The organism is Clostridium sp. NkU-1, assembly GCA_001312405.1.
Map to the genome: position 1 here is coordinate 22,735 of BBDR01000005.1, position 18,489 is coordinate 41,223.

An 18,489-nucleotide genomic window follows, 5' to 3' on the forward strand; every position below is an offset into this window, starting at 1 on the left:
CAATCACATTCCGCCTTAGCAAAAAAGGCCCAAAGAACCGTCTCCGATCCTTTGAACCTTTCCCCATACCTCTTTCTAATCTGCCGTTATTTGAGTGATATCCATAATCTCCTCATACAGGGCTGTTGCCGCATCCTCCTGGTATCCATACATCAAAAGTACGTCAAGCACATAGGGAGAGAAAGATATCCCCAGCATTTCCCTGGCAAATTCCATGCCTGCCATCTCCCCTAAACACACCAGCCTGGACTTGTTGGAAAAGGGGCGCTTCCAAAGCTCCACCTTCTCCGTCTTTGTATAAATGGAATCCTCCTTGCGGTATTCTACTCCGTGAAAAATCTCATGGGCAAGAAGAAGGCTGCGGACATCCACATGTTCCAAAAGTCCGCCAAGGGAATGATCTGCAATCAGCTTTTCAGCCCTTTCCACTCCATCCATGAAGATGGTCACTTCATCCGGCTCCACATACTGGGCAAAGATCACATGGCCGCCTCCTATGGGAATATCAGGGGTAAATACCTTAAGTCCCATATTACGGGCTATGATGTCCGGATCTCCCGTTTGATACTCCTCTTTTAAAAGTGCAGCCTCTTCCCTTCCGCACCTGCCGGCTTCCAGGATATAGCGGAGTTTTTCCTCCCGGTCAAATTTCCTCTCCAAAGGCTCTCTGGACCATGCGTACATGCCAAATTCCGTCTCAGACAGCTTTACCAGTTTTTCGATCATGGGACGGAGAGGGAGTATTCTTCCTGTTTCCTCCAGCCCAAAATCAGGTATCTGCTGCTTTCCAATGAATCCCTGAACCAGCCTTTTTGCATCTTCCCTGTTCATTGGCATTGCTCTCCTTTCCCATTCCTGTTTTATGATCTGCCTCCGCTATTGCCTATAGCTGGTTCTTTGCACCAACAATGATGATGTCATCTGCTGTATCGATCATCTGCATCTCCACATCCATCAGCATAAGGATCTGTTCCAGCTCCCCGGTCCCGTTAAAATCCATGACCCGGGCACCCACACAGAGATAATAATCAGGCCGCAGGATGGCATCGGCTTTAAATAAGGCCAGCTCCTCCCACATCTTAGACACAACGCTCCGGTAGGAGGATGCTTTTGCAAGCACCACCTTTCCGTCAGTTCTCTGAACCTTGATAAAGCCCTTTTTATCCAAAATGCGGAGAGGCTGCTTTCCTTTTGCCTCCATGTTATATACATAGAAATTCGGTGTCTGGCCCACAAGAGTGATGTCGGCCGGTTTGGCCCGCATATCCTCTGCTGCCAAAGCTCTTGCCTCTTCTTCCCTACATTCCTTTAACAGATCAGTGGTCTTAACCTCTGTGGAGCCTAATGCAATGGCTGTCAGCTTGGAGGTCTGAGGATCAATCTCAATATGGACCTCTACCGTGTCAGGAGAAGCGCCGCTTTCCACCGCCTTATCGATGGCTTCTCTTTTAATGCTTTTAATATCCTCAGGCGTTGGATTAGGAATCACCCGCTCTACCACATCGCGAACCATGGCAAGCGCCACGCCAATGGAGGAGATTACCTCTGCATTCTCAGGTACACTGTATTTGATGTTCATCTTTTCCGCACAGAACCCGATCAGGGAGGTGGCTCCTCCGCCTACGCCAACCAGGCATATCTGGTCATGCTCCAGACGGTATTTCTCAGCCAGCTCCATAATGATGGGCTGGATCTTCTCATAAGCCCTTGTCAGGATCTGCTTTGCTACCTCTTCCACCGTCACTCCCAGATAATCCGCAACCGGCTGCATGGCTTTTCTTGCCGCATTGACGTTTCCGTAGGAGAAATCCTTTGGAGTAACCAGGCCCAGTACATTGGCCGCACAGCTGTTTGTGAGAGTAATTCTCTTTCCGCTTGCAAGGCGGATGGCTACATAGTCAGCCGGATCTCCTTCCTTTGGAGAGAAAAATTCCAGCTTAGGATCAACGATCTCCGCTTCATCAGTAAATACCGCATAGTCCAGGCCCGCAATATGGGCGGAACGAGGTCCTACATCATGAATTCCATTTTTATTTGCCCGGATCATGCTTCCTCCGGCAACCCCCAGGACCCGTACATCAAGTGAACTGATGTAAGTCCTGTGTCCTCCTACGATGGAATAATCAATGGCCGGACGGCCGTTTTTAATGACTCCTATGTTGGTAGTGGTTCCGCCCACCTCAAAGTAGACACCATTGGAAGCCCTTAAGTACATGAGGGAGCCCATGACACTGGCTGCCGGGCCGGACAGCATGGTCAGGACCGGCCGTTTCTTCATCTCATTGATTTCCATAACGCCGCCGTCCCCGCGCATGATCATAAGCGGTACCTCTACGCCTGCTCTCCGGACACTTTGCTCCGTGGAGTTTGCCGTATTTAGCATTTTAGGCAAAATACTTGCGTTGATGGCTGCTGTCCTGGTTCTTCTGGTTAGTCCATACAGCTTGGTGATGTCGGAAGCCAGGGTAGTCTCCAGCCCCATCTCATCATGGGCGATTTCAAAGACAAACTGCTCTCCCCCAATGTCATCCACACCGTACGTATCCGAAGCCACCAGCACCTGCGCCCCTTCTGCCTTTAACTCCTCCACCGCTTTTCTCACCGTATTCTCATCCACATCCATATCCCTGATATAGCGGTTCTTTATGGCAATGTTTCTTCCTGAACCTAAGTCAATGTCCTTTAACTTTGTCTGGCATCTGGATAAAAATCCTTCCACTCCCTTTGGCCCCATTCCAATCACTCCAACCGTTGCAACATCCCCTTCGATCAGGCATTGGTCGCCTGAGTCGTACTGTGGGCCACAAAGATCACGTCCTCAGGATCAATGCCATTTTCCCTTAAACAGTTCTGGAACGCAGCCACAACACCTGCCGCAACGCCGCTGCAGTCATCATGAGTTGTCTTGACGGAGGATTTTCCGATAATTTCATGGGTTGCATTATCAATAGCAACCGCTTTTGTATGGGTACCTCCTACATCGATTCCCATTCTTACCAATCTTTTTCCCATGTGTTTTCTCCCTCCATTAACCGAACATGACAAATGTAATGATCTGCAGGATAATACAGATGATCCAGCCGCAGACAATGCTTACTTTTAAGAAATCCTTTGTGGAAACCTTGGCATAGCTGATTCCCCACACAATCCAGGACTGGGTGATACAGCAGGAAACGTTCATGACTGTTGTGGAAGCGATCATAAGAGGAGCCAGGAAGGTTGCGGAAAATCCGATTCCTTTTAATATCCCCAGAGTCGCAGCGCCGCAGCCATACAGGGTAAAAGGTCCGCGGAACAGGCCAAGAGGCGCAAGCACACAGAAAATGATGGTGATGAACAAGGTGCTGTGTGGAATAATATTTCCTAACAGCGCATTAAAATATGGAATGCAAAGCTCCGCAGCCTTATTAAACATTGGTACCATCAGCAAAAAGCCAACCAAAGGAGCAGTATCCACAACACCGTCAAAGAAATCCTTATTAAAGGTACGGCATGCGGTCCTGAAATCCTTAAGCTTTCCGCATACGAACAGGGCATAAAAGCCGCCGATCAAAAAGCCCATAATAATGGGAACCTTGAATGCGATCAGCAGGAAAACAGGGATAAACGGCGTCAGCAGGGATCTGCCCGGCGCAAAATCGATCTTTTGCCTCATAGGTCTTCTGGCAGCCCATGGATGGACTGTTTTCTTTTTTCTCATGAAGAACAGCACAAGGCAGATGGTGAAAACAAGCTGGACAGTCAGAGCAATTCCGCCCCACCGCACATACTGGTCGTAAGGGTAAACCGTCTTTCCCTCTGCATCCAGGAAAAATGCCGTATACTGTCCGAATAATACCGGATTTAAGAACATTCCCGCGCCAATGCTCAGCATGAAAGAAACCACGGAAAGCACCTTGGGAATGCCAAGGGACATGAGGATAGGAAGAACGATAACGCCGATCGCAACCACCGCGCCGGCTCCAAACAGGGAAGAGAAGATAGCAGTGGTAACGATGCATAACAGGATGCAGGTCACAGCCGGCTTATCGCCTCCAAGCTCTGTTGTCTTGCGGATCAGGGTGGCGGCAATGCCTGTTTCCAAAAGGACACGCCCAAACCATGCACCAAACACTACGTTGACAAGAACATTGCCCCAGCCTTCAGGGCCGCTTTGAAATACTTTTGCAAATGCCTGGATCCAGGTGATCTGAATCCTGTCTGCATTGGCTGCTATAAACTCCGGATTTGTTGCAAATGTATTGCCAAGCATGGGAAGTATTGTCCAGAGAATTGCCATGACCAGCATTCCCATCATTAAGTTGCCGCCCCTTGCGGCATAAAATGCCAGGCCAAAGAATGAAACCAAAATCAGAATCCCTATGATATATTCCATTGATTTACCTCTCCCTCTTTATACTCTTTTTCTCATACGGTGAACAGTTCCTTATCTCTCCAGGGAATTTAAGGTTTCCCAAACTTCTTCAATCACCGGGATACCGTTCTTTAAGTTGTCTTCTCTTGTCTTTAATTCCAGTTCGCCCGGATAGAATACTTCCCCGCCTTCTGCAGCCGGTTCAGAGGACTTGATGTCCTTTAAGATTTCATCAACGATGGAATCTGTCTCTTCCACGGAATTGAATTTTCCCGGATCAATGGCGATCATCACCTGGGACAGCCCCACTTCGTCTCCAAAGGTGCCGATCTTTCTCACGGAATTTCCATTGGTCAGTACGGTTGCAATTAAGTCAAGGGCAATGGAGATCCCGCTTCCCTTCCAGTAGCCCATGGGAAGGACTCTCCAGGTTTTTTCAATCTCAGCCGGATCCGTGGTAATATTTCCGTTTGTATCATAGCCGCCCGGAACCGGAAGCTTCTGTCCCTTTAACCTGGCCTCTTCGATCTTTCCATAGGAGAACTGGGATACCGCACAGTCAATAACTGCATGCTTTCCATTGCTTCTGGGAATTGCCATGATGAAGGGGTTATTTCCAATCTTTCTGTCCTTGCCGCCCCACGCAGGCATGTTGGGCATGGTGTTGGACCAGCAGATTCCGATACAGCCTGCATCAGCAGCCTGCCATCCATAGCTGCCGCCCCGCATCCAGTGGTTATTATTGCCCAGAGCTACAACGCCTACACCTTGCTCCTTTGCCAGTTCGCATGCCCGGTCCATGGCAAGCTTTGCATTTAAGGGACCAAATCCCCGATGCCCATTCCAGCGCTCTATGTTCCCCATGGAAGATTCACAGGTGGCAATGGCTGCCGGATTGATCTCCCCCTTGTCCAGGTAGCTGACCACTCTTGGAAAACGGTTTACGCCGTGGGAGTAAACACCATCCAGGCTGTTCTTTGCAAATACAGTGGCTGCTCCCTCTGCATGATCCGCCGAAAATCCTCTGCTCTCCAAAATCCTTTGAAATTTCTTTAATAAATCCTCATACTGCACTCTCATGCTCTTTATTCTCCTTTTCCTTCCTGTACACCAGGTTCCAGATTTTGATCTTTCTCTTTTGAGAAAGCGCTTTCTTGAGTATTATTATAGCATTCTTGACTTATATGTCAATATAAACATGATTAAACAGCTTAAATTAGTGAGTTTTAGACATATTTTTGAACTTATTTTTGTAAAAAAGTCATATAAACTTTTATGTCAAAAAAGCGTTTTCTTACGAGATAAAAAAACGGCGCTTATCTTCATATATTCTCAGAAAATAAGCTGCCGTATAACAAAAAGCGTTTTTACTATTCCGCTTGTCCTGTCTAAAATTCTGATCCTGTCATGTGGTTGCCCGCGCAACCAGTTCCGGCTGGATTGCCAGGTTGGGAGCTGACGCCTTTCCTTCTAAAACCTCCTGCAAAAGCTGGGCACACAGCCCGCCCAGCAATTCCGGTTTATTGTCAATAGTCGTAAGCTCTGGCTCGCAGATCAGGGAGTCCGGAGAATTATTGTATCCGATGATCACCACCTGATCCGGAATGGAAAAGCCCTGCTTTTTTAAGCCCTTCATCATGCCAATGGCAGTACTGTCTTCCCCGCACACCACACCGGTAAAACTGATGCCAGAGGAACACAGTGTCTCCGCTGCTTTCAGGCCGCCTTCCAGGCCGAATTTGCTGGGTATCACCCTTTTTTTCCGCCTCAAGAAGGTCATGAAGCTTCATGGCTTCCAAAAATCCCTGACGCTTCGCCCAGCCGCTGTCGGTTTCCATGTCATAAACGTAAACCAGCTCCCGGTGTCCCTTTTCATATAAATAGTCCACTGCAGTCCTGATCCCCTTTGTATCATCCACCAGGACAGAATAAAAATTAGGCAGGTTTACTTTGCCGTTGGCCATAACCACCGGAATATCCTTTATTTTGGAGGTTATGTCAGGATAGTTGATCAGTTCATTGAAAACGGAACCAATGAGCACGATCCCGTCAACCTGCTTTTCTGACAGGATTTCCATGTATTTTTCACATTCTTCTATGGAACCTCCTGTGTTGCACACCGTTACGTTATACCCTCTGTTGCTGAATTCCTGCTCGATCACATAAATCATGCGGGCATAATGGGTCACTCTTACATCCACGGTCAGGATGGCAATGCTTTTCATGGTCTTTGAGACCAGTCCCCTTGCAATGGCGCTGTTTATAATCATATTTCTTAAGCACTTCTTCCACCCGCCTGCGTATCTCCGGATTCACATTTCCCTTATTGTTCAAGACACGGGAAACCGTAAATATGGAGGTCTTTGCTTCTGCCGCAATATCATAAATATTCATCAGTTATCACCCTTGAAAGCCCTTTCTTAAACTTATTTTATCTGATTTTCCAAGGTTTGTCACGGATTTTTATAATTTTTATAGACGAATCCGCCGGGTCCGCCTTCCCTGGTCTTGTGACCGGCTTTGCAGCTGGGTTTAAAACAGGCTAAGCCCGGAGGTCGTTTCCGCCACCCAGGACTTAGCCTGTAATTTTATTCTTATTAACTGAAAAACAATTCCTTCACTTCCTCTACAGGCATTTCCTGTCCTGTATAAAGCTTAAATGCCTCAGCTCCCTGCCATACAAGCATTCCCTGTCCATCAATGCATGTGCAGCCGGCAGCCTTTGCCTCTCGAAGCATCTTCGTTTCCTTTGGATTATAAACCGCATCAACCACAACTAAGCCAGGACGGAACATGGCAGCATCCTTCACAACACTCTCTTGATCCATTGGCTTCATGCCTACAATTGTAGCATTAGCCAGAATATCACTGGCAGCTATCTCTTCCCTCATCTTTTCAATATCCGCAATGTCATATACATTTACAATGCATTCCGGCTTTTCCTGCCTGATCTTTTCGGCGGTTTGAAGGGTTCTTTCAAAGAATGCATCCTTTATGTTAAAGATGGAAATTTCCCTGGCCCCCTCCAGCGCGCACTGCACCTGGATTGCGGCAGCTGCTCCGCCTCCGCCGCAGACAATGATCTTCTTACCGTTAATTTCTACTCCGTGGTCCCGCAGATTATCTACAAAGCCCTGGCCATCCGTAATATGACCGATCAGCTTTCCATCTTCATTTACTATGGTATTGACCGCACCGATGATGCGGGCGGCGGGTGACAGCTCATCCATGTATTTCACGGCTTCATTTTTACAGGGCATGGTCACGTTGCAGCCCCTCATGCGGAGTGTTTTTATGGCATCGATTGCCTTTTCAACCTCATCCACCTTGATATCAAAAGCAAGATATGCGTAATCCAGTCCCAGCTTCTCAAAGCAGTAATTATACATGGCCGGTGAACCGGAATGTCCTACCGGCGAGCCAATCAGACCTAATAAACCTGTTTTTCCCGAAATTCTTTTTTCCATCGTTTTTTCTCCTTCTCACACAATTGCCCATCTTTTCCGGGCAGGATCCACCCCGCTTTGCCGGGTGTAAAGGCATGCCTGTATTACCGATAAGATACACTTCTTTCACCGGCTTGTCAACATTTTCCTTTCGGCAGGCCAGGAGCCAGCCCTTCTATTTTCTGTCAATTTCCTTCCAATCAGAGGATGGCTTTTATTATGAACCATAAGACAGGCACCAATAAAGATGGAAGCATGTTTAACGCCTTACAGTCTTTAATTTTTAATATGGAAAGGCCGGAACTGAAAATCAAAAAACCGCCTACAAGTGAAATCTCGGTTAATAGCTCGGAAGTTAAAAAAAACAGACAAGCGGCCGGAAAAAAAGATAAATGCTTCCCTGCCACAAAAATAGAATCACTGCAGACAATGCAATCCCGATCCCATAGGTCGAGGCCAGGACCATGGATGTAACAAAGTCCAGAGTTGCATTTGTAAACAGATAGGTATTATTTCCATAAAGAGCGCTTTCCATGGGACCTAAAATCGAAAGCGTTCCGATACAAAACAGCAATATAGCCGTAGACAGCCCCTGGCCCAAATCTCCTTTTGAAAAGCGGGCTACAATCTTATCAAACCTTTCCACCAGATCCAATCTGGCGCCAAGGAGGCTGCCTGTTGCAAGGCTGATGATAAACAGCACAGGAAAGCTGCTTTTTGGCATATTCTGCACGACTGCATTGATGCCAAGTCCGCAGGCGGAAAGTCCCATGGCATGATATAATGCGTCCTGATATTTGTCTTTGATCCCCTTTTTAACACAAGTTCCTATTACACTGCCGGTCAGAATCGCAGCTGTATTTACAATGGTCCCTATCACGGTCGTTCTTCCTCCCTGAAACAACTAGTCTTCCAAAACCTTCATGTTTTTCCTATGAAAAACAGTATAACAGATTCCTTCCATTTTGCAAGACATTGTGTAAGGCCAGCTTTTCAATTCTTTGCCGGTCTATGCCACCTCTCTTACATAAAGAATACCGGGCAATTGCCTGATTTCTTCTATAATCTTTGCATGGTTTACCTTATGACGGAAATTGACATCAAAGGTCAAAGTGCCAAATTCCCCGTTTAAGGTCTTTATTTTGCCGGCTTCCATATCAAAAATTTCGTAACAGGACTGCTCCGTGTACAGGGATAAATTCTGCATGGAAAATTCTTCGTTGTATTCCAGATATATTTCCATGGTTTTTGCATGAGTTTTTATGTAAAGGTCAATCTTCTTTAAATACATCAGGGAAAAAAATAATAAAAATACTTCCCAAAATAGCTCCGCCGTAAAAACCGATTCCAACTGCCAGCCCAACCGCTGCAGCGGCCCAGAGGCCTGCCGCAGTTGTCAGGCCCCTGATCTCGTTTTTAGAAGTGGTGATAATGGTCCCTGCTCCTAAAAAGCCAATTCCGCTTACCACCTGGGATGCCATCCGGGTAGGATCCACATTGGTATAGATTGTTGCAATATACTGATTGGTAATCATAATAAGTGCTGAGCCGCACCCTACCAGAAGGTAAGTCATAAAACCTGCCGGTCGGTTTCTCAAACCCCTTTCCATTCCGATTGCCCCGCATAAAATAATGGACAGAATAAGCCGGAATGCAATAGAGGCCATATTTACCTGTGATAACATATAATGAATCAATCACCTCTCCCGCTCTATGTAATCAGATACATAAGTTCCCGAATCAATTCTCTATTATCTGGCTGGCAATTACCTTCACAAATGACATTGTGCCTGTATGTTCCACACCTGGTACACCGGTGAATCAGTTGAAATCCTTTTCTCGTATGATATCGAATTCCTATTGGCTCCATAAGCCCCTGCAGCTGTTTTTTCTGTCGCCCGGAACTTCATCATCTACATGGAGAGAAAACAGGCAAAAGGGACAATGGTTTCTGTAGCTGCCGTTTGGTATGGGCAGTACCTGTCTTTTACAATTTTGACAGACAAATGCTGCGTTCAGTTTTCTTTTTTTGCATGAAAATCACCTCCGTTTTCCGAAAAACGGAGGCGATATCTCATAATCCTAACACAATGAGCCGCATATTAAAATCTATGCAGCCTCCGTTTTTCATATTCTTTTCTTCTGTTCCTCTCATATTCCATACGCATCACTCCTCTTCTTTCTCCATTTCTTTACTGGCCCAAGGGCTTTAACCTGTTTACCAGGCAGAAGTACTGGTAAAATTCCTCTGCTTCATTCCGCCGCTCCTCATCAACGAGCCCGCTTTTCATATCATAAAGGATCTTTTGCATGATTGTATTGGAAAAATATTTAAGCTCCACATTTCCCCATTTTGTAATCTCCGCTCCATCGGAAAAATAATCCCAGTAAAACAGAGTTTCTTTGTCGTTTAGCTGAATCCTGTATTTTTCGTGGCTTTGAATCATACCATCCTTGCAGGCAGAGCTTTCAAAATTGTCCTGCAGCATAAAGGCCCCTATGATTCGCCTCCTCTTTTCTGCTACCCCCTTCGGGCATATCGTAAGGAGACAGGCTGAATTCAGCTTGAGCCTTACCGGAATCTTGGGTTTTCCTTTGGAAGCTCCGCTCTGATAGGAACCTGCATAGACTGCCCAATTGGAAAAAAACACTTTCCCTGTCATTCTCCACAAATCCAAAGGCTGCCTGGGAATCGGGACGGATCTTTAGGTTTTGTATTTCCTCCATACGTTCCTGCTCGCTGATCTCCTCCGCCCGTCTGATTTCCTCTTCCTCCATGATATGCTTCAGCATATTGTTCATTTCTGTTTGTACCTTTTTATCCTTGAGTGTAAGAAATTTCTTAAAGGAATTGGGATATAAGAACTTTTTTTTCACCCTGCGGGAAAAGTATGGTGATATATTTTTCCTCAAGCTCTTTAACCTTCCCCTCTCCAAACTTCATATGGCTGACTTCCATTCCTTCCAAATGCATAATGTTCCTCCTTTCAAAAAAAAGAAGGGCTTTTCATATCCATGCCATTGGCACAATACTAAAAGCCCTTCTTAAAAAGACGGTTCTTTACATGTCAATTATAAGATTGTTCATGAAACATCAAATCCCTCAACACACTAGGATATAACGTCTAATTATATTATACCACAAAAAAAATAATAAGCAAGACCCCTCTCCCTGGATCTTTAGACGGTTTTACCCGCCTTTTATCATTGGTCTGATCTGTATTTGATTGCCAGGCCCTTTAAGAAATTTCTGATATACCTGTCCTGGCACTCCTTATAATTGCGCTGCCCTTCCCTTCGCAAAAGTGCACTTAATTCACCGTTGGACAGATTGATTCCAACAGACTTAAAAATAGCAAGCATATCATCACCGGTAAGGGACAGGGCAATTTTAACTTTCTTAAGCAGGACATTATTGACTGATCTGTGGTCTTTCACCATGAACAGCGGCTTTTCCGGCTCTCCCGGCTTTGATTCCTGCTTTCCCCGTTTAAAAATAATATAACCGTTTAAAAAAAGACTCCAGCATAAAATCATTGCAGATATCCCTGTTTTTATCAGCAATGGCCTTTTCTTCCCCGGAAACGCCTGTATCGGTTTGAGGCTTTGTCAGAAGCCTTCGGATCCCTTCCTTTGTAGTCTTGATTCCGCCCAGTTTAAATATTTCTACCATATCAGAATCCTTGATATCCATGGCATACCGCAGTCTTATTAATATATCGTTGTTATCCACTCTGTTCCTCCTTAGGAAATACATTTTCTAAATGAAAACTGTAATAAAAAAATTATACTAATTTGTGAAGGAAATAGCAATCTTTCTGATGGGATGTTTGTAAAAAAATATGGTATACTGTAAATATAAACTGCTTTTTAAGAGGTAATACACATGAATAAAGAAAAGATAATTAAAAGCATTAAAATTGCCGCTGCCGCAGTGCTGGCGATTACCATTGCCGCTGAGCTTGGTTTAAAGTATTCTGCTACAGCCGGCATCATCACGGTGCTCAGCATACAAAACACCAAGAGAGAAACCATTAAAAGCGCCAGAAACCGGACGCTGGCCTTTCTATGCGCATTAATACTGGCTGCCGCTTCCTTCCGGCTTTTGGGCTTTACTCTTTTTGCATTTGCCTGGTACCTTCTGTTATTTGCCCTGCTATGCCTTTATGCGGACTGGGGAGAGGCAATTGCCATGGATTCCGTATTGATCACTCATTTCCTGTCCGAGAAGTCCATGTCCGCACCTCTCATAGGGAATGAGATCTCTTTGTTCTTGATCGGCACCACCGTTGGGGTTCTGGTCAATATGCATCTCCGAAGGAAAGAAAAAGTATTTAAGAAACTGGCAGATGATGTGGATTCCCAGATAAAGGGGATCTTAAGCCGCATGTCTCTTTGGCTGGTGGAGGAGGATAAAAGCGGATATGGTCCTGATTGTCTCATACAGCTAAAGGAAAGCCTGGACCTGGCAAGAATATGCGCGCTTAATAATTATAACAATGCACTTTGGAAAAAAGCTTCCTATGAAGTGGATTATATACAGATGCGCCAGCAGCAAAGCATGGTGCTTCAGGAAATCTATGAAAATATCAAAAGCATCACCTGCCTTCCAAGACAGGCAAAGCAGGTGGCCCTGCTTCTTAAGGGAATTGAACAGGGATATCACAGGGAAAATACAGCAGAAGGGCTTTTAAAGGACTTAGACCTTCTATTTCAGGATTTAAAAAGCCATGAGCTCCCTTCTGGCCGGGAGGAATTTGAAGCCAGGGCCATTCTGTTTTATATTTTAAAGCAGATAAAAAAGCTGCTGATAATAAAGAGGGAATTTATTATGGCTCATCCTAAATAAATCCAGGAGGCCGACGGGACCGTTTCCTTCCCGTCAGCTCCTGGTCATCTTATTTCACCGCCTGTATCACACCAGGCACCACCCATGCACCGTCACTTCCAACCGCATAACCATCGGGAGTCAGCGTGTTCACAGCCATGGCGCCACTCCATGTCAGGTAATACCACTTTTCTTTACAGAGAATCCATTTACCCGCTGCCATGCTTCCGTCTTCGTTTAAATAATACCAGATTCCCTTATCAAGGATCCAGCCGGTCCTTATATATCCCTGTTCATCAAAATAATACCACAATCCATTAATTCTTGCCCAGGCCCCGCTAATATATCCTCCGGCCTTTTTCTCATACCACCAGCCGGTATCATTTTTCTTCCATTCTCCAGGAACAGTGAAGCCCGGACCCTGGTCAGCATCTCCATCCTCTCCGCCGTCTTTGCCAGGTACGGGCAGAATTACATCATCCTTTGTGTTGGCCGCCACGAACATGGAAAGCTCCCATACGTCAAAGCTCATTCGGTTTCCTTTTACAACTGGGTGGATCACATGGATTTCTCCGTCATGGCAATGGTAAATAACCAGTTTTTCTCTTCCAAGGCCTTCCGGAATATCCATACTGATTCTGATTGGAAGCCTGGGCTGCATTTCACCCTCTGCACCGGAAAGGACAATGTCCATTGCTGCATATTTCTTTGCCTTATCCAAAATCTCCTCCGGCACTTCTTCCACTGCCCTGCGTATCCGCAGCCGTATCATCTGAGTTCCTTCCGTCTCTAAACCGGCATTGAGTCCCAGACCGTCGGCACGGACATTTTTTAAAGAAGCTATCCGCCTGCAGGGAGGTTGTAATGTGAGTAAATTGTTTCAGTAGCTTTTCTTCCAGATCCTTCAGCAGTTTTAACGTCTTATCACTTAATTTTTCCCTTTCTTCCACCTTTTCCATTATTTCCGCTGCGCCATCCAATGCCTCTGTAAAGGCCGATTTTTCTCAGCCTCTGTTAGGTAGTCTCCATAGAGGAGCCTATCCTCCAGTATTCTCTCAAGTGCCTCTAAATTTCCCTCCGTGACTGCCGTTTCATTTCTGGTGACAACCACGTTCAGCGTGTCTGAGAATTCCTTTTCCTCCCCATTTTCTCCGTCAGCGTAATAAAAGATGCGGACCTTTTTCTTACCGGTCTTTGAAAAATCATACGGCTCCACTACCAACTCCTCTGGAAGCACCGTTTCTTTATAAGTGGCATTGCTTGAGGAAGCCACTATTTTTACGGTTTTCTCCACAGTTATTCCTTCTACGTCAAAATCATCACCCGGACGGTAAATCAGCCGGTAAGGCTTTTGAATGATCTGAATATGATCAACATAGCGTTCCGATTCTTCCTCTTCAAACACCGTAACTTGGAAAGAATCTTTTAAAACTGCGGCCGGTTCTCCGTCCTTTTCAAGGGTATAGGTAATAGCGACTGCTGAAATTCCCGGCTCCGTGAAGTCATATTCTGCCTCATAATCCCCAGCCTCCAGTATGGTCACACCTGCTTCCAAAAGGTTCCGTCCGCGTACTTCCATACCAGACAGATCCAGATCCTCTCCGGAGAAATAAAACAGCTTGTCCGGTTTCTTTACGACTTTGATTTCCGGAGCTGAGTCGGCTTTATAGACGATGACTTCAAAGAATGTCTTTAATGTTTTCTGTTCGTTTCCTTCCTCTTCCACATATGTAACCGTAATTTTCTTTTTACCGGAAGTAGAAGAATCCAACTCGCTTAAGGTATACTCCTCTTTCTCCAGAATACGTTCTTCCTCTCCTGCACGGTACAAAGCCACTTGGAGCCCCTCAGGGTCAAGCTGCTCTCCCATCAGGTAATTTCTCCGTACCGGAAGGGCCTTGATTCTGATTTCCTCCGCGTTCTCCGGTTCTTCCTTCCTGGTTAACTCCAGATCAGCGTCAGTTAACATTTTTTTCCATTTACTTTGATGACTTTTACTGCCTGCTTATATCCTTCCTGTTCCGGCACCTCAATGCTGTAGGTCCCATCCTTTAGATTTTTAAATGCATAGACCCCGTCTCCTCCGGTTTTCGCAGCCTCCGAAGGACTTGCAATAGTTATATCTCCTCCTTTATAGAGATTGACATCCAAATCTGCAACACCGTTTTCCTTGTCAGTTACAATACCGGATATTGTGTAATATGTCTCCGCTATCTTTTCCGGCACCAGACTGATGAAGCTTAATACCGGGTCATCTGATCCTGTTTTCTCCACACGGACAACCACATGGCTCGTATCATTACCTTCAGGTACCGTGAATTTCAGTTCCTGTACCAGATTCCTGTCGTACTGTTCCAGGGTAAAATCTTTGGAAGCCAGTTTTTCTTCCGTTCCGGCCTCATTTTTCTTTCCTGCCGAAATCCTGATTCCACGCTTCGTATTCCACCACTCCTGATATCCGGTATAAACGGTATACTCTCCCGGTGCTAATTCAAATGCATATTCAATAGATTGGTCTTTTTCCGCCCACCAGCCGTTTCCATATAAATCATGGCCGGAGTATCGTCCAAACACAGTGCCTTCCGTACCCATATATCCGGCATGGTTTTCTTCCGTATATGCCTGATCCGGTTCCATGTTCTTCAGTTCTGGGGCCTGATCCTTCATTAAATCAAAATATTCCGAAGAATCCGCACCGCAGTCAAAGAACCATATGGTATTCCGGTTAAGGATTGTGGCAGTATGGCTTATCCGGTTTCCCTGTTCTTCCAGTCTTCCGTATACAGTATATTCTCCAACGAACGGACGGCTTTCATCAATGTCATCCCATTTGACCGGCGCGTCATTCCATGTTTCGTTACCAGATTTTACGTCAACCGTACCTGGCAGGGCTTCTTCCAGTTCTGCCAGTGAGGCGAACTGCTCCGGAATCTCCGAAGTGATATAGGCAAGTCCCTTGTTGTCCAGTTCATCCAGAGTCCAGTTGCTGTAAGGCCGTAATACCAGGCGGTTTCCATCATGGAATTCCACCGGCAGCCATACGTAGCGGGATTCGCTCAGATCATCGGCATTCCACCGGTCACCCATGTAGATATACTTTCCAGCCTCTGCATCCACAGGAAATACACAGGTACTCTGGGTGTAAAAGGTTTTATTGGAATTGGCTCCGTCACAGGGGTCACCCATGTCCGTCCACGGACCCAGTGGGTGCTCAGCTACCGCGTACTTTGCCTCATTCGCCGACCAGCCGGTGCAGCCGGAGTTGATCATGTAATATTTCTTGTTGTATTTAAACATGGCCGGGGCTTCTCTGGACCAGCTTTAAAGTTGGTGGTAAAATGCACTCCTTGCACCCCATCGTCTTTGGGAACCACCAGGCCTGTATACTCCTCGTTCAGCCTGGAAATGAACAATGTCTGGTTTCCCTGGGAGGAATAGATCACATATGCAGTCTTATCTTTATCGTCATCCACAAACAGGTTTATGTCACGCACGGCGCCCAAATGATTTCCATCAAATCCCTGGTTATCGCTTCTTACGTAGTTCAGGTCATAGGAGCCTAACAGCTTATATGGTCCCTCGGGCCTGTCGGCGATGGCCACACCTGCTTTTGCCTTTCCATAATCCGCATCATTCCATGGTGTTCTGCCATCCGCATGGAACCATATTACGTATTTGTCCATCTTTTCGTTATAAATCATCTTCGGACGCTCGATCACACAGTTATTCTTATCCAGGTCAATGAATACTTCCTGCTTCTTTTCCTGGCTGTAGTCCCCATACACTTCATTAAAATACGGGTCCGTTTCAAACTCATCCATGCTTTCCATCGTCCTTAGCACCACACCCTCATCCTTCCAGTTATAAAGATCTTCCGAGGTATAAAGATGAATGCCCCCTACCGGACGGTAATCATATGTTTTATCTTCGCCGATCCAGTAATATTTCGTCTCTCCATCTACAGTAAGCTGCTGAATCTGTCCGCCGTGTGCCTGAATCTGTACACCGTTGGTATCATAATAAGGCGCACCCTCCACTCCTGTGATGGAATCGTACTCTCTGCGGCTGACCAGTCCGGCAAACGCTTCATACAATGTAAAATACATGTTCCGGATTTCTTCCCTATCCTCTGTGCCTTTCTCTATCAGAATTTCCGCCTTCTCTCTGGCTATCTGGAAAGCGGAAAGGCTCTTATCAGTCCAGTTTCTGTCTTCTTCTGCCTGATCCACAGTTTCCTCCATCTTTGTAAGTGTATTCCGAAGCATATGTAAGGTATATTCCGGCACAGCCTTAACAATGAGGTAACTTAAAATCGGATCTCCATACTGGCTGGTTCGTTTGGGACTGTGCACCATTACATTCAGCTCCCCATCCGTTACTTCCGCCACATATTGTTTTTCAATCAAGGTCTCCTGCTGCAGATTGACAGACGCTCCTGCTGTTCTTCCCTCCAGCCTCACATCAACATCCCGGGCACTCCATGGGTTCATAAAGCCTGCTGTTACCTGGTAATCTCCGGCTGGAAGGGCAAAACTGTATCTCAGCCCGCTTTTTTCCCGGTCAAATACCACATCAGCTCATGCTTACGCAAGTGCCGGTGATGTCGGCAGCATCAGAGCCGTTTCTGTCCATAGCGCTGTATGCATCAGCTTCCGCATATCCCCATAAATTCTTTTTCACCGAATCCTTCCCATACATTTGATCCACAACGGACTGCATGAGTCCCAGCTTATACCCTGTCGGCACAACCGACGGATCCGGTGTTCCGCAGTTGACCAGATAGAGGATATAATCATTTGCAGCCAGTTCTTCTTCTGTAAATTCTTTTCCATTTACTAAGGCAGTCAAAGCGTCGGTAACAGCCTTTGCAGCTCTGTTGGAATCGGCCTTTGTAGTCTCCGGGGCGGTCAGTTGTTTATAGCCTGCTAAAACAGCAACATCAAGTGCTTCCAGCAAAGAGGCTTCACACCCCGTCCGGTTTAAGGTACGGGCCTGACCAAGGGCGGAAATCAGAGGTGCATGGTCTATCTTCTGATGAACGTCAAAGAAACTTAACACCGGATCCACACCATTGTATTTTGATACCTTAAATGCCACCTCGGTCTTCTCAGGCAAATCCAGTGATGCAGAAACCAATGCCTCCGGATTCCCTCCTGTCACCGTTACTGTTCCCAGCTCCCTGGTAACTGTGTTTCCATCTGCCTTGGTATAAGAGGCGCTTATCTTCATGGGACGGCTCTGTCGCCACCATTCCTGGAAACCGAAGTCCACCGTATAGCTGCCTGCCGCCAGAGGCATTTTATAAACAATGTCCTGATCCTTATAGGCATACCATCCATTCTCGTACTTATCCTTTGTGCCGGATTGATGAGAGCCATAATCTTCTGCATACCCCCAGCTTCCGTCCGAATATTTTTGATCCGCAGATTCGTTGAAGAGCGGAAGATGGTTCTTCAGTTTTTTTGTAAATATCAGATTCCTGATTGTTGCAGTCAATAAAATACTGAAGATTCTGAGGCACCACCAGGACCTCTGCACTGACTCCCAAGGCATATCCATCCACGTCACCCTTTATGGTCACCCCGGTATACTCTTTGACATCCAAGGCATCGGCAGATACCTTCCATTCTACCTCCCTCTCTACAGTATCTCCTTCAGGCGTGGTTCCTTTCACCGTACGTGGCAGATTGGGAATCACCCCCCTGACTGTGACATATCCTTGAAGTTTTTCTATGTCCACCAGATTATCATTTGTTATTTTCCTGATCTTGATCCAGTTCATAATAGGATCGCACTGAGAATCCGTATTGCCTTTGGAACGCACTGCTTTTATGGTGAGAAGTCCATCTTCCCTGACCACA

General features: G+C 46.1%; 20 protein-coding genes and 3 pseudogenes. 1 reads left to right on the forward strand and 22 read right to left on the reverse strand.

What is annotated here, in order from left to right:
- Positions 1–75: 75 nt before the first annotated feature.
- The 16 genes and pseudogenes from JCM10519_RS09585 to JCM10519_RS09630 form a co-directional block, all read right to left on the reverse strand.
- On the reverse strand, positions 76–831 hold the full coding sequence (locus JCM10519_RS09585) for a hypothetical protein (RefSeq protein ID WP_054738841.1): 756 nt from the start codon (positions 829–831) through the stop codon (positions 76–78).
- Between the two features lie 52 nt (positions 832–883).
- Positions 884–3,012, reverse strand: a pseudogene (locus JCM10519_RS09590) (hydantoinase/oxoprolinase family protein).
- 16 nt (positions 3,013–3,028) lie between these two features.
- The gene (locus JCM10519_RS09595; RefSeq protein WP_054738843.1) at positions 3,029–4,375 is read right to left on the reverse strand and encodes a hypothetical protein; all 1,347 of its coding nucleotides are present in this window, start codon (positions 4,373–4,375) and stop codon (positions 3,029–3,031) included.
- 51 nt (positions 4,376–4,426) lie between these two features.
- Entirely contained in the window at positions 4,427–5,434 is a 1,008-nt protein-coding gene (gene yiaK, locus JCM10519_RS09600) for a 3-dehydro-L-gulonate 2-dehydrogenase (protein WP_054738844.1), read from the reverse strand.
- Positions 5,435–5,759: 325 nt separating this feature from the next.
- On the reverse strand, positions 5,760–6,026 hold the full coding sequence (locus tag JCM10519_RS28425) for a substrate-binding domain-containing protein (RefSeq protein ID WP_347843717.1): 267 nt from the start codon (positions 6,024–6,026) through the stop codon (positions 5,760–5,762).
- On the reverse strand, positions 5,926–6,624 hold the full coding sequence (locus tag JCM10519_RS09605) for a substrate-binding domain-containing protein (protein WP_347843718.1): 699 nt from the start codon (positions 6,622–6,624) through the stop codon (positions 5,926–5,928). Before JCM10519_RS09605 ends, JCM10519_RS28425 begins: the two co-directional genes overlap by 101 nt.
- A 327-nt stretch (positions 6,625–6,951) precedes the next feature.
- On the reverse strand, positions 6,952–7,821 hold the full coding sequence (locus JCM10519_RS09610) for a shikimate dehydrogenase (protein ID WP_054738845.1): 870 nt from the start codon (positions 7,819–7,821) through the stop codon (positions 6,952–6,954).
- 179 nt (positions 7,822–8,000) lie between these two features.
- Positions 8,001–8,680, reverse strand: a pseudogene (locus JCM10519_RS09615) (DUF554 domain-containing protein).
- 129 nt (positions 8,681–8,809) lie between these two features.
- Positions 8,810–9,043 (reverse strand): hypothetical protein, encoded by a 234-nt coding sequence (locus JCM10519_RS28430; protein ID WP_347843719.1) that lies wholly within the window; start codon positions 9,041–9,043, stop codon positions 8,810–8,812.
- Positions 9,044–9,071: 28 nt separating this feature from the next.
- Positions 9,072–9,497 (reverse strand): MgtC/SapB family protein, encoded by a 426-nt coding sequence (locus JCM10519_RS28435; RefSeq protein ID WP_347843720.1) that lies wholly within the window; start codon positions 9,495–9,497, stop codon positions 9,072–9,074.
- A 14-nt stretch (positions 9,498–9,511) separates the two neighbouring features.
- On the reverse strand, positions 9,512–9,670 hold the full coding sequence (locus tag JCM10519_RS28440) for an RNHCP domain-containing protein (RefSeq protein WP_347843721.1): 159 nt from the start codon (positions 9,668–9,670) through the stop codon (positions 9,512–9,514).
- Positions 9,658–9,819 carry an RNHCP domain-containing protein gene (locus tag JCM10519_RS28445; protein ID WP_347843846.1) on the reverse strand — a complete coding sequence of 54 codons (162 nt, stop codon included), beginning with the start codon at positions 9,817–9,819 and terminating at the stop codon, positions 9,658–9,660. The genes JCM10519_RS28440 and JCM10519_RS28445 overlap by 13 nt, the downstream gene beginning before the upstream one ends.
- A 173-nt stretch (positions 9,820–9,992) precedes the next feature.
- Entirely contained in the window at positions 9,993–10,289 is a 297-nt protein-coding gene (locus JCM10519_RS28450) for a hypothetical protein (RefSeq protein WP_347843722.1), read from the reverse strand.
- Positions 10,270–10,602, reverse strand: coding sequence for a hypothetical protein (locus JCM10519_RS28455; protein ID WP_347843723.1), 333 nt, complete (start codon positions 10,600–10,602; stop codon positions 10,270–10,272). The genes JCM10519_RS28450 and JCM10519_RS28455 overlap by 20 nt, the downstream gene beginning before the upstream one ends.
- A 40-nt stretch (positions 10,603–10,642) precedes the next feature.
- Positions 10,643–10,768, reverse strand: a complete 126-nt coding sequence (locus JCM10519_RS28460; protein WP_347843724.1) for a hypothetical protein — start codon at positions 10,766–10,768, stop codon at positions 10,643–10,645.
- Positions 10,769–11,004: 236 nt separating this feature from the next.
- Positions 11,005–11,557: pseudogene (locus JCM10519_RS09630) on the reverse strand (DUF1456 family protein).
- Positions 11,558–11,686: 129 nt separating this feature from the next.
- Here JCM10519_RS09630 and JCM10519_RS09635 point away from each other — a divergent pair.
- Positions 11,687–12,649, forward strand: a complete 963-nt coding sequence (locus JCM10519_RS09635) for an aromatic acid exporter family protein (RefSeq protein ID WP_054738847.1) — start codon at positions 11,687–11,689, stop codon at positions 12,647–12,649.
- 49 nt (positions 12,650–12,698) lie between these two features.
- Here the strand turns inward: JCM10519_RS09635 and JCM10519_RS09640 are convergent, their stop codons facing one another.
- The 6 genes from JCM10519_RS09640 to JCM10519_RS09670 form a co-directional block, all read right to left on the reverse strand.
- Positions 12,699–13,400, reverse strand: a complete 702-nt coding sequence (locus tag JCM10519_RS09640) for a hypothetical protein (RefSeq protein ID WP_347843725.1) — start codon at positions 13,398–13,400, stop codon at positions 12,699–12,701.
- Positions 13,401–13,586: 186 nt separating this feature from the next.
- Entirely contained in the window at positions 13,587–14,597 is a 1,011-nt protein-coding gene (locus tag JCM10519_RS09650; RefSeq protein WP_054738854.1) for a bacterial Ig-like domain-containing protein, read from the reverse strand.
- A complete protein-coding gene (locus tag JCM10519_RS09655) occupies positions 14,591–15,925 on the reverse strand; it encodes an Ig-like domain-containing protein (protein WP_054738856.1) in 1,335 nt (444 codons plus the stop codon). Before JCM10519_RS09655 ends, JCM10519_RS09650 begins: the two co-directional genes overlap by 7 nt.
- On the reverse strand, positions 15,895–17,199 hold the full coding sequence (locus JCM10519_RS09660; protein WP_054738858.1) for a hypothetical protein: 1,305 nt from the start codon (positions 17,197–17,199) through the stop codon (positions 15,895–15,897). The genes JCM10519_RS09655 and JCM10519_RS09660 overlap by 31 nt, the downstream gene beginning before the upstream one ends.
- 1 nt (position 17,200) lies before the next feature.
- Positions 17,201–17,926, reverse strand: coding sequence for a hypothetical protein (locus JCM10519_RS09665; RefSeq protein ID WP_054738860.1), 726 nt, complete (start codon positions 17,924–17,926; stop codon positions 17,201–17,203).
- Between the two features lie 49 nt (positions 17,927–17,975).
- Positions 17,976–18,488 carry a hypothetical protein gene (locus JCM10519_RS09670; protein ID WP_054738862.1) on the reverse strand — a complete coding sequence of 171 codons (513 nt, stop codon included), beginning with the start codon at positions 18,486–18,488 and terminating at the stop codon, positions 17,976–17,978.
- Between the last annotated feature and the right edge of the window lies 1 nt (position 18,489).

Coding starts and splice junctions, on each gene's coding strand:
- yiaK (WP_054738844.1), bottom strand. CDS start 5,434: ATGAGAGTGCAGTATGAGGATTTATTAAAGAAATTTCAAAGGATTTTG.
- JCM10519_RS28440 (WP_347843721.1), bottom strand. CDS start 9,670: ATGGAGCCAATAGGAATTCGATATCATACGAGAAAAGGATTTCAACTG.
- JCM10519_RS09655 (WP_054738856.1), bottom strand. CDS start 15,925: ATGTTTAAATACAACAAGAAATATTACATGATCAACTCCGGCTGCACC.
- JCM10519_RS09605 (WP_347843718.1), bottom strand. CDS start 6,624: ATGATTATAAACAGCGCCATTGCAAGGGGACTGGTCTCAAAGACCATG.
- JCM10519_RS09585 (WP_054738841.1), bottom strand. CDS start 831: ATGAACAGGGAAGATGCAAAAAGGCTGGTTCAGGGATTCATTGGAAAG.
- JCM10519_RS28450 (WP_347843722.1), bottom strand. CDS start 10,289: ATGCTGCAGGACAATTTTGAAAGCTCTGCCTGCAAGGATGGTATGATT.
- JCM10519_RS09665 (WP_054738860.1), bottom strand. CDS start 17,926: ATGCCTCTGGCGGCAGGCAGCTATACGGTGGACTTCGGTTTCCAGGAA.
- JCM10519_RS09650 (WP_054738854.1), bottom strand. CDS start 14,597: ATGTTAACTGACGCTGATCTGGAGTTAACCAGGAAGGAAGAACCGGAG.
- JCM10519_RS09595 (WP_054738843.1), bottom strand. CDS start 4,375: ATGGAATATATCATAGGGATTCTGATTTTGGTTTCATTCTTTGGCCTG.
- JCM10519_RS09640 (WP_347843725.1), bottom strand. CDS start 13,400: ATGATACGGCTGCGGATACGCAGGGCAGTGGAAGAAGTGCCGGAGGAG.
- JCM10519_RS28455 (WP_347843723.1), bottom strand. CDS start 10,602: ATGAACAATATGCTGAAGCATATCATGGAGGAAGAGGAAATCAGACGG.
- JCM10519_RS28430 (WP_347843719.1), bottom strand. CDS start 9,043: ATGGAAATATATCTGGAATACAACGAAGAATTTTCCATGCAGAATTTA.
- JCM10519_RS09635 (WP_054738847.1), top strand. CDS start 11,687: ATGAATAAAGAAAAGATAATTAAAAGCATTAAAATTGCCGCTGCCGCA.
- JCM10519_RS09610 (WP_054738845.1), bottom strand. CDS start 7,821: ATGGAAAAAAGAATTTCGGGAAAAACAGGTTTATTAGGTCTGATTGGC.